The organism is Amazonocrinis nigriterrae CENA67 (assembly GCF_016056305.1).
Lineage (GTDB): Bacteria > Cyanobacteriota > Cyanobacteriia > Cyanobacteriales > Nostocaceae > Amazonocrinis > Amazonocrinis nigriterrae.
The window spans coordinates 1-12653 of sequence record NZ_JAECZC010000049.1; the positions used below are offsets into that span (position 1 = coordinate 1).

At 40.0% G+C, this 12653-nt stretch carries 16 protein-coding genes and 1 pseudogene; 15 read left to right on the forward strand and 2 right to left on the reverse strand.

The window, feature by feature from the left end:
• Window positions 1-80 precede the first annotated feature (80 nt).
• Window positions 81-860 carry an adenosylcobinamide-GDP ribazoletransferase gene (gene cobS, locus I8748_RS20960; protein WP_198126490.1) on the reverse strand — a complete coding sequence of 260 codons (780 nt, stop codon included), beginning with the start codon at window positions 858-860 and terminating at the stop codon, window positions 81-83.
• 371 nt (window positions 861-1231) lie between these two features.
• Here cobS and I8748_RS20965 point away from each other — a divergent pair, with 371 nt between their 5' ends.
• The 5 genes from I8748_RS20965 to psbM all read left to right on the forward strand — a co-directional run bounded on the left by I8748_RS20965 (window position 1232) and on the right by psbM (window position 3977).
• Complete coding sequence (locus I8748_RS20965) at window positions 1232-1684, forward strand: hypothetical protein (RefSeq protein WP_198126491.1); 453 nt, start codon at window positions 1232-1234, stop codon at window positions 1682-1684.
• Window positions 1685-1883: 199 nt separating this feature from the next.
• Window positions 1884-3050, forward strand: a complete 1167-nt coding sequence (gene tgt, locus I8748_RS20970; RefSeq protein WP_198126492.1) for a tRNA guanosine(34) transglycosylase Tgt — start codon at window positions 1884-1886, stop codon at window positions 3048-3050.
• Between the two features lie 93 nt (window positions 3051-3143).
• Window positions 3144-3281: a photosystem II reaction center protein K gene (locus I8748_RS20975; protein ID WP_006195022.1), complete on the forward strand. Its 138-nt coding sequence runs from the start codon at window positions 3144-3146 to the stop codon at window positions 3279-3281.
• 191 nt (window positions 3282-3472) lie between these two features.
• Window positions 3473-3769 carry a 2Fe-2S iron-sulfur cluster-binding protein gene (locus I8748_RS20980; protein WP_198126493.1) on the forward strand — a complete coding sequence of 99 codons (297 nt, stop codon included), beginning with the start codon at window positions 3473-3475 and terminating at the stop codon, window positions 3767-3769.
• Between the two features lie 91 nt (window positions 3770-3860).
• On the forward strand, window positions 3861-3977 hold the full coding sequence (gene psbM / locus I8748_RS20985) for a photosystem II reaction center protein PsbM (RefSeq protein WP_009455495.1): 117 nt from the start codon (window positions 3861-3863) through the stop codon (window positions 3975-3977).
• A gap of 79 nt (window positions 3978-4056) precedes the next feature.
• On the opposite strand, the gene I8748_RS20990 is transcribed toward psbM, so the two are convergent.
• Window positions 4057-4908, reverse strand: a complete 852-nt coding sequence (locus I8748_RS20990) for a universal stress protein (RefSeq protein ID WP_198126494.1) — start codon at window positions 4906-4908, stop codon at window positions 4057-4059.
• 975 nt (window positions 4909-5883) lie between these two features.
• On the opposite strand from I8748_RS20990, the gene I8748_RS20995 reads away from it, so the two are divergent.
• From I8748_RS20995 to I8748_RS21040, 10 genes and pseudogenes are all read left to right on the forward strand, one after another.
• Window positions 5884-6723: a tetratricopeptide repeat protein gene (locus tag I8748_RS20995; protein ID WP_198126495.1), complete on the forward strand. Its 840-nt coding sequence runs from the start codon at window positions 5884-5886 to the stop codon at window positions 6721-6723.
• 538 nt (window positions 6724-7261) lie between these two features.
• Window positions 7262-7501, forward strand: coding sequence for a hypothetical protein (locus I8748_RS21000; protein WP_198126496.1), 240 nt, complete (start codon window positions 7262-7264; stop codon window positions 7499-7501).
• A 23-nt stretch (window positions 7502-7524) separates the two neighbouring features.
• Window positions 7525-7914 (forward strand): annotated as a pseudogene (locus tag I8748_RS21005) (putative toxin-antitoxin system toxin component, PIN family); the annotation flags it as partial.
• Between the two features lie 200 nt (window positions 7915-8114).
• Window positions 8115-9080, forward strand: a complete 966-nt coding sequence (locus I8748_RS21010) for a restriction endonuclease (RefSeq protein WP_198126497.1) — start codon at window positions 8115-8117, stop codon at window positions 9078-9080.
• A 199-nt stretch (window positions 9081-9279) separates the two neighbouring features.
• On the forward strand, window positions 9280-9555 hold the full coding sequence (locus tag I8748_RS21015; protein ID WP_198126498.1) for a BrnT family toxin: 276 nt from the start codon (window positions 9280-9282) through the stop codon (window positions 9553-9555).
• The gene (locus I8748_RS21020; RefSeq protein ID WP_198126499.1) at window positions 9518-9793 is read left to right on the forward strand and encodes a BrnA antitoxin family protein; all 276 of its coding nucleotides are present in this window, start codon (window positions 9518-9520) and stop codon (window positions 9791-9793) included. The genes I8748_RS21015 and I8748_RS21020 overlap by 38 nt, the downstream gene beginning before the upstream one ends.
• 145 nt (window positions 9794-9938) lie before the next feature.
• Window positions 9939-10526, forward strand: a complete 588-nt coding sequence (locus tag I8748_RS21025) for a TetR/AcrR family transcriptional regulator (protein WP_198126500.1) — start codon at window positions 9939-9941, stop codon at window positions 10524-10526.
• A gap of 154 nt (window positions 10527-10680) precedes the next feature.
• The gene (locus I8748_RS21030; RefSeq protein WP_225896494.1) at window positions 10681-10953 is read left to right on the forward strand and encodes an acyl-CoA thioesterase family protein; all 273 of its coding nucleotides are present in this window, start codon (window positions 10681-10683) and stop codon (window positions 10951-10953) included.
• A gap of 14 nt (window positions 10954-10967) precedes the next feature.
• A complete protein-coding gene (locus I8748_RS21035; RefSeq protein ID WP_198126501.1) occupies window positions 10968-11636 on the forward strand; it encodes a glutathione S-transferase family protein in 669 nt (222 codons plus the stop codon).
• Window position 11637: 1 nt separating this feature from the next.
• Window positions 11638-12531, forward strand: coding sequence for a hypothetical protein (locus tag I8748_RS21040; protein WP_198126502.1), 894 nt, complete (start codon window positions 11638-11640; stop codon window positions 12529-12531).
• Window positions 12532-12653 lie beyond the last annotated feature (122 nt).

A 12653-nucleotide genomic window follows, 5' to 3' on the forward strand; every position in this document is an offset into this window, starting at 1 on the left:
GGATGAGGGGGATGAGGGGGATGAGGGAGAAATAACTCCTAACTTCTAACTCCTCACTCCTCACTTCTAACTTCTAACTCCTAACTTCCCAAAGTGGTTAGCACACAGAGAAACAAGGCTTCAGTCCACTCAACTACTGCGCCGTATGTATCTCCTGTATGACCGCCTAATTTGTGATTAAACCATGCTCCGGTAAGAGTGGCGATCGCAATCCCAGTAAATATCATTCCCAAAGCCAAAAATAGGTGTTTGCCATTTAATAGCCAAAGTAAACCACTCAAACTGCACAGTAATAGCAATCCTGGTAATAAATCTTTGTATGAACGAATGGCTTGTTTGTGAAATGCGCCTTTACCTGTAGGTTTGAGGTAAGGATATCGGAGAATTGCTAGTTGCTGTCCCCAGCGTCCCCAACCGCAAGCCGCCATCATCATCAGCCAACGGTTTTCTGAGATATCTGTTAAGGCTGTTGTTTTCAGCAATAGTATCGCGATCGCTGCCATTGCTCCAAACGCACCTGTAGCGCTATCTGCCATCACCTCTAGTCGCCGCTTTGGATCTCCCACTGCTAAACCATCGGCAGTATCCATTGCCCCATCTAAGTGTAATCCTCCAGTAATAGCAATCCAAATGCTTACTACTAACGCGCTACGAGTTAACACTGGCATACCCAGATAATTCATTCCTGCATCACACAACCCCAAAATTACCCCAATCACCAACCCTACAAACGGTGCAATATGCGCTACCCCTTGAAAATCTAATCCATTTAGATAAGGCAGAGGAATTGAGGTGTAAAATAATATACTAGAATATATATTTAAAAGGAGCTTTTTCCACCACCAACACTGATGTGACATATGGGTTATATTCATTAAGAGGCAGTTGCACCAATGACGCTGAAAATTGCGTTACAATCAGCAGCGGCAGTTTTTAAAGCTTTGGATAAGTTTGCTTGTGATTAAAGATTCATTCAAAAAATTTTGCTATGCTGGTTTCGGTAACATAAAGATTTCATGTACTAAAATTAACTCGGCGTTAAGAGATTCTAGTCAACTAGAATTTCACTAAAAAAGTCGTCCTTTCTATCCTTCAACGAATAAATTAGCCTAGATTGTTAGACGATCGCGCCACAAAATTGATATTTTTTTAAATGTAGGAGACCAACAAGCTGTTCAATTGATTATGTAAGCTGTGTTGTAACTCACCTTCGCTCATTTCCTAATTTCCTATGAGTCATCATCTACCCGACGCCAGGATACCAGCTCCATGCATTGTGAACACGGGCATTATCGTGAATAAGCTCGACATGCGCCGATTGCTGGCTGATTTAGGTCGAGTCCACTACATCTACACCCAAGAAGGCAAGCTACAGAGCGAGGGTGAAGGGGATGTGATGGAAGTGTTTGCCAACCCGCAACGGTCTACCTTGGTTGCTAACAGTGCGCTTTACCTGAATGTTTGTAGTTTTGATTATCTGGAACTGAAGCTGTCGGTACAGCAGGAAACATGCTTTGATTTGATGCAAGAAGGTATGTGTCTACGCCTGATTCCCCTTTCTACCCCTCTACAAGAGCGAAGGGAGCGGAACTTGAATGTTAGCGCTATAGAAGCGATGATGGAGCAAGTCCTCTCAGCCAGATGGGATGCGGAAATTGATGATGATTGTTCTGATTCATTTTAAATAATTGCTTTGTTATCTGGTTTACGACTGTCATTAGTCATTAGTCCTTTGTAAATACTTTTGACTCATGACTAAGAACAACCAGATATTGATTTGCCCTAATACCATTTGGTTTTATGGCTACTTGTCATGGATTTTTGAAACTCTTTCTCAGTGAGCGTTTCAAATCCAAAATCTCAAATCTAAAATCCAAAATGGTATGAGTGCTGTATTTTCTTTTGAAACCCTAGCTCGCTGTAGCCAGACAAAAGCTAGAGCCGGGGTATTTTTCACCCCCCACGGCCCTGTAGAAACTCCCAGGTTTATGCCAGTAGGAACGCTGGCGAATGTCAAAACCGTTACCCCTGCTCAACTGAAAGATACTGGGGCGCAAATGATATTATCTAATACATATCATCTCCACCTCCAACCAGGAGAAGCAATTGTGGCTGGAGGTGGCGGATTGCATAAATTCATGGGTTGGAATGGGCCCATGCTCACCGATTCTGGTGGATTTCAGGTTTTCAGTTTAAGCGAGATGCGAAAAATTACTGAGGAAGGGGTAACATTTCGTTCACCTCATGATGGACAAATTATTAACTTAACGCCAGAACGCTCTATCGAGATTCAAAATACTTTAGGGGCGGATGTAATCATGGCATTTGATGAATGTCCCCCCTACCCAGCTACTCGCCAAGAGGTAGAAGCTGCGACTAATCGGACTTATCGCTGGCTAGAACGCTGCATTACGGCTCATACTCGTAGCGATCAGGCGCTATTTGGGATTGTTCAAGGTGGCGTGTATCTAGATTTACGCTCTCAAGCGGCTGTGGCTTTAGCTAAGTTGGATTTGCCTGGATATGCCATTGGTGGCGTGAGTGTGGGAGAACCGCCAGAATTGATGGCTCAGATTGTGCAAGCTACAGCACCATTGCTACCACCCGAAAAGCCGCGTTATTTGATGGGTGTGGGAACTTATCGGGAAATGGCGATCGCTATCGCCTCTGGTATAGATTTATTTGATTGCGTGATTCCCACCCGTTGGGCAAGACATGGTACAGCGATGGTACAAGGCGATCGCTGGAATTTAAAAAATGCTAAGTTTCGTGAAGATTTTGCACCATTAGATGAAACTTGTCCTTGTTATGCATGTCAAAATTTCAGCCGCGCTTACATATCTCATTTAGTGCGATCGCAAGAGATTTTAGCTTATACATTATTGAGCATTCATAACATTACCGAACTGATTCGTTTTACCCAAAAGATCAGAGAATCAATATTGAGCGATCGCTTTCCTACAGAATTTGGTCAGTGGCTTGAGGAAGCAGGGGAGATCAGGGATGAGGGAGATGAGGGAGATGAGGGAGAAATAACAACTGACAACTGACAACTGACCAATGACTAATGACCAATGACCAAACCATGTTAAGATACATCTCAATTATGAAAGCTGTGTTGGATTAGGTGGATTTAAACGAACATGGAAGCAGCACTTTTATTAGCAAAACTGCCTGAAGCTTACCAAATCTTTGACCCTTTGGTAGACGTTCTCCCAGTTATTCCTGTTTTCTTCTTGTTACTTGCTTTTGTTTGGCAAGCAGCTGTTGGATTTAGGTAAGTTAATTTATTGTCAATTGCTGGGACAGGCTAAAGTTCCTGTCCTATTTTTTTGCAAAATTATCTTCTTTAAACTTGATAATTATTAATATTTTGTAATATTTTTCGAGAAATTAAGTAAGATAGGTAGAAAGCCTATTAAAAACTCAGCCTTTCCAGGTACGTTTACAGTCAACGAGGAATCTATCGGCTATGGGTAATATCAAATTTGTTAAAGAAAATAAAGAAGTAATCGCGGCAGATGGTGCTAATCTCCGACTAAAAGCAATTCAAAATGGCATTGATATATATACATTGTTTGGCAAGATGACCAATTGCGGCGGCTACGGTCAGTGCGGTACTTGCATTGTTGAAATAGTCGAAGGAATAGAAAATCTTTCTGATCCCACAGATGTAGAAAACCGAAAATTAAAGAAAAAGCCTGCTAATTACCGCCTTGCCTGTCAAACTTTAGTGAATGGCCCTGTAAGCGTGGTGACAAAGCCTTAACTCTGTAAAAAATTTGAGCTAATACTGGCATCGATGATGCTATTCTAAAGTTGTTGACTGGAAATCAAAATTAAAGAGAGGCTTTCAAGCCATGCAAGTTAATGACCTTGGGTTTGTAGCGAGCATTCTGTTCGTGCTAGTACCCGCCGTGTTTTTAATAATTCTGTACATCCAAACTGCTAGCCGCGAAGGTAAAAAAGATAGCTAAAACTTTGTGCATTAAATAAAGACCCCTACATCTATGGTGTAGGGGTTTTTGTTTATCAACCGCTAAATTTATTTTGACCTTAAGCAACTGTCCGCGCCAACAACACAGGACAAGTGGCATTGACTCGAACGTAGTCAGACAAAGAAGCACCTACTAGTCGGTCTATATCAACAAAGCTTTTAGCTACCGATGGACGGCGGTCTGGAGAACCAATCAATAATAAGTCGATGTTCAACTCGTTTGCCAAGCGACAAATCTCTTCAGCCGGTTTACCGCTACTAGTGTAACAACGAACTGGTACACCGTATTTTTGCGCTTCAGCAACTGCTGGTGCTAAAAGTGAATTTTTGTCTGGAATAATTTCGTTAATTTCCGATGTTTTACCACGCAAATCTGTAGTAATGTGAGTCAAAATTAACTGACCACCTTGAATGTCTTTCAGTAAGAACAAAGCTAAATTCAAGCAATGTTTAGCTGCATCGGAATTATCCATCGCCACCATCACGCGCTTAATTCTTTTGACATAAATGTCATCTTTAACCAGCAACATCGGGCGAGAAGATAGCTGAAAAACATACTGACTCACTGAGTTCGATAAAATCGATTGCAGACGCTTAAGTCCGCGTGAACCCATAATAATTAGATCAGCGTCAATTTCATCTGCTACTTGGCAAACTACATCCTTGGGTTCGCCTTGCCGCAAAATCGAAGAAACTTGGCTAGGATCTAAATTCAAAGTCTGAATGGCATTAGCCAGAATTTTACCACCTTCTTCCCATTTATCTGTCATAGCGGCAGCAGTACTTTGGGCAGGAACAACATGCAAAACTGTAACTTTTGCTTGTTGTATTGATGGTATTTCTTTCAAGGTCTTGAGCATTTCTTCTGCATGTCCCAAGCCAGAAACCGCTAGCAAAATTTTCTCTATCATTGTTACTTTCTGTTGTTAAGGTTGCTTTGGTGTTTGCTCTTAATTGCTTGGCTTATTTGAGGTTTTCAACGCCTGACTCAACAACCTAGTAAGTAAGTTAGTGCAAACAAATTTTTAATTATTTAGTTATTAGCTCTAAATATATGACAAATAACTAAAATTGATGGACTTTGTTTACACTTAGTTACCTGATTTTTCAACTAGGCTTCAATGATTAAGCATACTCTTAATATAGCGTATTTAACTTCATGAATTATTATATTATTTATTATTTTTAATCTATATTTACTATTTTTAATTAGAAATAAATTAAGTATTGCAAAGTTATGCTAGAAAAACTCGTAGACATACAGCATTTTTCCGCTAAACTCATAACTTTTTAAGAAAAATTTATGTATTTCCATGGTTTGGTGACTGAGCGTAGACGCTCTTGGCGGCTTGTCGCAGACATCGGCTTTTTGTCTGTTTATTAATTTAGTACCTGATACAGTAGGAGCGCAGCGGCCGCGGCACTTGTCTGGAAATGGAAAGTAGTGTCAAGCAAAAAATATAGTGTCTTAAGCTTTGTAACAATACTGATAAAACAAAAATTATACTCTCAATCAAAATTGTTGATACTTGACAAACAACCTCTCTGTGATTCGTTTAGCAAAAATTTGATATTGTTTAAAATTTTGATTAAAAAGTATAATAAATAACATAAGACAATCATATTTGCTAGTTCATAAACAACTTATATCCAACAAATAATAAATAGAGAATATTTGAAGTGAAAAGTTTTATACTAAAGAATTTATTCTTGGAATTTCCCGGTTAATCTAGCAAATAAATGTTAATTAAACCTAGAGGTTATGAAGTGGGCATGTCAATTGACTTGGTACATCTACAAAAAGTTAGAATCAGTACTTTGGTTGCAGAATGAACTTAAAATTGATGCTAATTTAATCTAGGTGTAATGGCTGTTTAGAGTAAGTTATGAAACTGCGGTTATTTGAGCAAAAGCGGGTGAGAGTTAAAAGAACATTGACCATAGCTGTGGTTACCGCACTGAGCGCAATTACCAGCGTTTCTTGCAGTAATAACAAAGATGTGTTAGTGACAGAAATAGGGGTTACTCCTCCTAGTCGTCGTGTAGCGACAACATCCCAAGCGGGGAGATTATACATTCAGGGCCAGAGTCAGCATGTCAAAGGCGATTCTACTGGCGCGATCGCATCGTATACTAAAGCGATTAACCTGAATCCTAAATATAGTGCTGCTTACAAAGGGCGGGGACTAGCCTACTTTGATTTAGGAGACAAACAAAAAGCGATCGCCGATTACAACGAAGCTATTCGCCTGACTCCCAACGATGTCGAAGCCTACAACAGCCGCGGAAATGCCCGCGCGGCATTAGGAGACAATAGAGGAGCAATCTCAGATTACAACGAAGCTGTTCGCCTTTCACCCAACTACGCCGAAGCATACAATAACCGAGCAAATGCTCGCTCAGCCCAAGGAGATAAAAAAGGAGCGATTGAAGATTACAATCAAGCTATTCTCCTCGACCCCAAATCAGCCATAGCCTACAACAATCGAGGCAATACCCGCGCTGCCCAAGGAGACAAACAAGGAGCGATTCAAGATTATACTGAAGCCATTCGCCTCAATCGCAACTTTGGCCCAGCCTACAATAACCGAGGAAATGCTCGTGCAGCTCAAGGAGACAAACAAGGAGCAATCCAAGACTTACAACAAGCAGCAGCCATCTTTCAAAGTCAAAATAACAACGACTTGTACCAACAAGTGATGAATAATATTAAAGAACTGAATTAGTTTAGATACTTTCCTTCAAACCCATAAATCCAGACGATATACAGTAATTTGTATTAACACCATTAGAGCCAGCATTAGAGCAGTATGTCCTGTATCGCCAAATTATTAACGAAATGGGGAGCGATCGCAACTCTAATGTAGGGTGCGTTGTCGCAAAGCGCAACGCACCACAATGTTAAATAACTCGTAAATTAGGTTTTGCGATTCGTAAATTAGGTTTTGCGATTCGTAAACTAACTTTTGCGATTCGTAAATTAGGTTTTGCGACTCGTAAATTAGGTTTTGCGACTCGTAAACTAGGTTTTGCGATTCGTAAATTAGGTTTTGCGACTCGTAAACTAGGTTTTGCGACTCGTAAATTAGGTTTTGCGACTCGTAAACCTGTTTTTATAAATAAATTTCAGTAAATATACCTGCATTTATCCAACTGACTAATCCTAATGCTGTTAAAACTGGATTTATCAAACACTCTACAGCTAAAGCCCTAATTTTGCCTAAAATTAGAAGTGGTAACACAATAAACTTACAAATATGTAAAATGCCCACACTAAAGCTAACCAATGAGCAAGTAATTGAATTAATCAAACAGCTACCCACTGAACAGCAATTAGAACTGTTTAAATTTCTACTTTTGCAACAATGGGGGCAGTGGGAATCATTATCGCGCTATGGAGTTGATCAAGTTAGACTTATCGCTCAAGAACGAGGTTATAACTGGGATACAATGACCGAAGAAGAGCGCGAAACTTTCGTTGATGAAGTCGTGCATGAGGATTAGTACGATACGTTGCCGTTTTTGATACCAATATTTTGATCTCTGCTTTGTTGTCTACAACTAGCAATCCGTTTCGGTGTTTAGCACTGGCAAAGATTGGACAAGTTGAATCTGTGATTTGTCAGGAAATCCTCAATGAGTTTGCCGAAAAGTTGGTACTCAAGTTCAGGTTTTCTCAGGAAATGGCACAAGCGGCGGTTGAAGAGATACGTACTTGTTCTCGTTTAGTTGAAATTTCTGCGACATTACAGGCAGTACCAGATGATCCAGACGATAATATGGTTGTTGAGTGTGCCATAGTCGGTAATGCAACGCATATTGTTACAGGCGATAAACATCTTTTGACTCTAGCAAGGTATCAAAATATTGAGATTGTTAAAGCAACTGAGTTTGTTACCTTGTTATCCCAATTTTGACGCTTGTGTATTAACGCACCCTACAAACACGGTATAAATCTAGAAAATACACAAAATTTTTTGTATAATAAATTGATTACAAGTACTTACTTTTTTGCAGGTACTTAATTGAAAAAGATATAATTCATGCTATCAGTTAGTCATTGGTTATTTCACTAAGACTAAACTAACCTCTATTATCGTCACTAAAAATTTTAAGCATGGGCGGTCAAGTCTATCATTTTCAACCTGATTTATTGAATTTACTCGTAAATACTATTCCAAAGCTTTGCAAGAGAAAGAAAGACGTTATAATATTCTTCTCTAGTGCTGGGGTTAATCAAAAGCTATTGGCAGATCTCAACGAAAAAGTTCAGAAAGATGCAAGCAGTATTAATAAATATGAGATTGCTAGAACAGCATTGGTACGGCTTAATGATGCTGGTGATGCTGCACTCCGTGAAAGGAGAGAAATAGTTAAACGAGTTGTTGAGTTTAACGATTTCTCAGGATGCTGGCCTGACGATCAAATACCAGCTATGGGGTTAGTAGCTAAAGTTAGAGAGTTAGTAAATGTTAAGGACTCTTTTACAAGATTACAACAGAATTATGAATCTAGGCTTGAGGAAGACAAGAAGAAACGCCAATTAGAGGAAGAAGCCAGGCTTGAACAGCTTAAGCAAAAGAGAGAAAAACGACAGAATATTAAATCGGAGTTGAGCGCTCTTTACCAAGAAACTGACACTAAAAAGCGAGGAAAGCAATTAGAGGGAGTTTTGAATCGTTTCTTTGAGAGCGAGGGAATTTTAGTTAGAGAATCTTTCACTATAAAAGGCGAAAATAATGAAGGAGTAATTCAGCAAATTGACGGAGCAATTGAGGTCAATAGTCATCTTTATCTTATTGAAATGAAATGGTGGAAAGAAGCATTAGGCCCTGGAGAAGTAGCACAGCATGTAATGCGGCTTTTTGAGAGAAGTGATGTTCGTGGTATTTTTATTTCAGCATCCGGGTATACAGATGCAACAATTATTAATATCCAAAAAGCACTTAATCAAAAAATTATTGTGCTTTTCACCTTAAAGGAGTTAGTACTTCTCTTAGAAAGCGAAAACTCTTTTGAATCTCTTTTAAAAACTAAGGTTGAAGCTATTCAGCTTGAAGGCAAGCTAGTATATGACCTTTAATACAAAAGTGTAAAGTCTTGTAGCTACTGTCTTATAAGTGCAAGCAAGAGGGTATGCGATCGCATCCCTGCCGTAAGCTTAACTCACCGTTATCTCAAATATCAAAAATATTCGACCTAACCTACAGGCGATCGCACAATCTTGGTGGCTGTAATGACAAAATGTAACTACAATTGATTATTGTAGATGTTGTCAAGTCATGCAATACGAGTGGGATGAAGAAAAGCGCCTTGCTAATCTTCTAAAGCATGGGATTGATTTTATCGACATCCCAAATGTATTTCATGGAGATACTTTAACAGTTGAGGATGATCGCTACAGCTACGGAGAGCAGCGTTTTGTCACGTTTGGTTTGTTGCAAGGGCGAGTAATTGCTGTTGTTCATACCGAGCGAGAAGACTGTACCCGTATTATTTCTGCAAGGAAAGCTACTAAGTATGAACAACGAATCTATTTCGAGCAACTCTCAAACTGATTGGCAACGATTGGATGCAATGAGCGATGAAGATATTGATTTATCAGATTGCCCAGAGATTACACCAGAAATGTTTGCTAAGGCAGTAGTGCGACGGGGTTTACCTGTTGCTAAAAACAAAGTTCAACTTACACTTCGTATTGACAGTGATGTACTGGAGTGGTTTAAGTCCCAAGGGCGTGGATATCAAACACAGATAAATACGTTGTTACGCGCTTACATGGAGGCGCATAAATAGCAGATTTTTCTACTGCCTGAACCATAGAGTTTTCCTGTATCGCCCAAACTCTAAAGGCAATTTAAAGTAACAAGGCAAATAACCTTTGACTTTCACGCACTCGTCATGTTAATCTCAATCAGACCAATCGGTCGGTAACACTGTGATGTCTAAAGGCGAAGAAACCAAAGCTAGAATTCTGCAACAAGCAGCCGAACTGTTTAACCAACAGGGGTATGCTGGCTCGTCCATGTCAGATATCATGCGTGTGACTGGATTACAGAAAGGAGGAATTTATAATCACTTCCAAAGCAAAGATGAGCTAGCGTTGCAGGCTTTTGACTTTGCGATCGCCCGCATCAACCAACATAATAGAGCAGCATTGCGAAACAAACACCATGCAGTTGAACGCTTGCAGGCAATGATTGATATCTTTCGCAACTATGTAGACAACCCACCGATTAAGGGAGGATGTCCACTACTGAATACTGCTGTTGAAAGTGATGATGCTCATCCCATATTAAAAGAACGCGCTCAACAGGCGATGAACTCTTGGCGACACCTGATTTGTAGAATTCTGGAAAAGGGAATTAAAAAGGGCGAAATTCGCTCTGAGGTAAATGCTGATGAAATCGCCACTATCATCATTGCAATGTTAGAAGGAGCTATCATGATGAGCAAGTTATACGAAGATTCAGTTCATATACAAAGGGCAATTAATCATCTCAATGAATACCTAGAAAGTCATCTTTAAATCTCTGGTATGAAATTCTGAGCTGATATAGCTCAAATTTTTTAGAAATTAACAGACCATTCGGTCTTAAAATCAGAATAATGCACAATTATGCTAGCAACTAACAAACAGCACAGACCACTATAAGTAGTATTAGAAATACCTGTAAGGACATATGACATCGACTTTGCAGGAATTGTCAGCAACGAGGAATTTGGTAATTGGTAATTGGCCCATTACCCATTACCCATTACCAAAGCGGCGGGGCGGCTTTCCTCCCCATCCACGAGGAATGGGGTTTCCCGCCGCTTTCAATGAATTAGCAGCACTAGCAACACAGAAGGGTGCTTTTGTTAATTTACAGAATAATCGTCCTATTCCCATTCCAGAGGAATTGCATAAGAAATATTTAGAGTTTCAGCAAATTTTACCAATTAATAATTCGTAAATTCAGGATTTTCTATGCTCAAATTTTACTACAACCCTGTTTCGCCTAATGTTCGCCGTGTATGGCTCACCTTGTTAGAAAAGGAAATTCCTTTTGAGACGGTATTGGTTAAACTAAATGGTGATCAATTAAAACCAAATTTTCTGCAAATTAACCCCTTTCATCACATTCCTGTGATAGTGGATGACGGTTTTCGAGTTGTAGAATCTTTGGCAATTCTGGACTACTTAGAAAGTAAATATCCTACACCTGCAATGCTACCTACCGATCCTCAGCAATTAGCAACGGTGCGGATGGTACAAATGGTAACAGCTAATGAATTGTTTCCCAAAGTGATTTCTCTCATTTATGAAAGTGAAGACTCACCGCAATTTGCAGAAGCTAAACAGCATATAGATCAAGTACTGAAATTTTTCACAGTTGCTTTAGGCACTGGGACTTTCTTTGGCAGTCAACAATTAACATTAGCAGATATCGTTGCGGGAGCTGTAGTACCTTTATTGCCGAGGTTAGGTATTAATCTCGATGATTACCCTGAGCTTCAAGCTTGGTATGAGCGTTTAATGCAACGTCCAGCATGGCAGAAAACAGAAATAAGTGCAGAAGATTTTGAACAATTCAAGCGGCGAGTCAGAGTTTTAGTGAAGCTACATCGACACAAGTTGAATCAAGCAAACAAATAAAATGAAAACAACTAGCAAGTCATTAGCCATTGCTTGTGCATCAGGTAGTTTTAAAGGTGCATTTGCTCACGGTGTGTTAAGTGCTTTAGAAGCAGGCAAAATTAGAGGAGATGCTTATGCTGCTGCGTCTTCCTCTGTGATACCCGTTGCTTGGGCTGCTATTGGCAAAACAACAGATTTGGGTGTAGATTACTGGTTTGGTGGCTTACAGCTACTCAAGCAAGCAAATGTGGGTATGAGTCAGGTGGTGCTGGCGGGAATTAACAAGTGCAGTCCGCCAAAAGAACAACTGTTTGCACCAGAAACACCACCATATTTTATTGCTACTAGTGCTGTAGTTTCTGAAAGTGCTGCTAACGAAACTCAAAGTCAAAAGGCGAGACGTTTGGGGAAACGCTTGTTAGTAGCCGCTGGGAAAAAAGACCGCAGTTGGGTGGATGAACACTTGCAGCCGGTTTTGTTTAGTGTTAGTAACTCCAGACACGAGTTGCGTTTAGATGCTGGTAACTTTGAAGAAGTCGCTTATGCTTCTTCGCGGATGCTTCATGCTTGGGATATTGCTGCTTGGATAGGGGGAAAGCCTTTTGTAGATGCTTCTTACACCTGTTTGTGTCCAGCAATAGAAATGGTTGAACAAGGATATCAACAAGTAATTGCGATCGCTAATGAACCAGGCACTCTATATCGAGATATGTTTCAAACACAAGCAATTCCCGAAAGCTATCAAGGAGTCAATATCCATATTATTAAACCAGATGTAGACCCCAAAGAATTAGGCGTTGATTTTACAAAAGCCACTGAAGAGGGTTTAGCTGCTATTTATCAGCATGGACAGCAAAAAGGTCAAGAATTCATCGAAAGCGGCGGGAAAGTCCATCTCCTTGCGGGTGGTTGAGGTTGATCTGCCGCCGCTTTGGGAATTGGGCATTGGTACCGATTTAAATAATCTTTGCGACACATGGATTAACTGTAGGGGCGTACAGCTGTATGCCTCTAACTGTAGTCAGCATCAAGCAA

Excerpts from the sequence above, each read along its gene's own strand:
- I8748_RS20980 (WP_198126493.1), top strand. The coding sequence starts at position 3,473 with ATGGGTAATATCAAATTTGTTAAAGAAAATAAAGAAGTAATCGCGGCA.
- I8748_RS20965 (WP_198126491.1), top strand. The coding sequence starts at position 1,232 with ATGAGTCATCATCTACCCGACGCCAGGATACCAGCTCCATGCATTGTG.
- I8748_RS21030 (WP_225896494.1), top strand. The coding sequence starts at position 10,681 with ATGACATCGACTTTGCAGGAATTGTCAGCAACGAGGAATTTGGTAATT.
- psbM (WP_009455495.1), top strand. The coding sequence starts at position 3,861 with ATGCAAGTTAATGACCTTGGGTTTGTAGCGAGCATTCTGTTCGTGCTA.
- I8748_RS21020 (WP_198126499.1), top strand. The coding sequence starts at position 9,518 with ATGAACAACGAATCTATTTCGAGCAACTCTCAAACTGATTGGCAACGA.
- I8748_RS21000 (WP_198126496.1), top strand. The coding sequence starts at position 7,262 with ATGCCCACACTAAAGCTAACCAATGAGCAAGTAATTGAATTAATCAAA.
- I8748_RS20975 (WP_006195022.1), top strand. The coding sequence starts at position 3,144 with ATGGAAGCAGCACTTTTATTAGCAAAACTGCCTGAAGCTTACCAAATC.
- I8748_RS21010 (WP_198126497.1), top strand. The coding sequence starts at position 8,115 with ATGGGCGGTCAAGTCTATCATTTTCAACCTGATTTATTGAATTTACTC.
- I8748_RS20995 (WP_198126495.1), top strand. The coding sequence starts at position 5,884 with ATGAAACTGCGGTTATTTGAGCAAAAGCGGGTGAGAGTTAAAAGAACA.
- cobS (WP_198126490.1), bottom strand. The coding sequence starts at position 860 with ATGTCACATCAGTGTTGGTGGTGGAAAAAGCTCCTTTTAAATATATAT.
- I8748_RS21015 (WP_198126498.1), top strand. The coding sequence starts at position 9,280 with ATGCAATACGAGTGGGATGAAGAAAAGCGCCTTGCTAATCTTCTAAAG.
- I8748_RS21035 (WP_198126501.1), top strand. The coding sequence starts at position 10,968 with ATGCTCAAATTTTACTACAACCCTGTTTCGCCTAATGTTCGCCGTGTA.
- tgt (WP_198126492.1), top strand. The coding sequence starts at position 1,884 with ATGAGTGCTGTATTTTCTTTTGAAACCCTAGCTCGCTGTAGCCAGACA.
- I8748_RS20990 (WP_198126494.1), bottom strand. The coding sequence starts at position 4,908 with ATGATAGAGAAAATTTTGCTAGCGGTTTCTGGCTTGGGACATGCAGAA.
- I8748_RS21040 (WP_198126502.1), top strand. The coding sequence starts at position 11,638 with ATGAAAACAACTAGCAAGTCATTAGCCATTGCTTGTGCATCAGGTAGT.
- I8748_RS21025 (WP_198126500.1), top strand. The coding sequence starts at position 9,939 with ATGTCTAAAGGCGAAGAAACCAAAGCTAGAATTCTGCAACAAGCAGCC.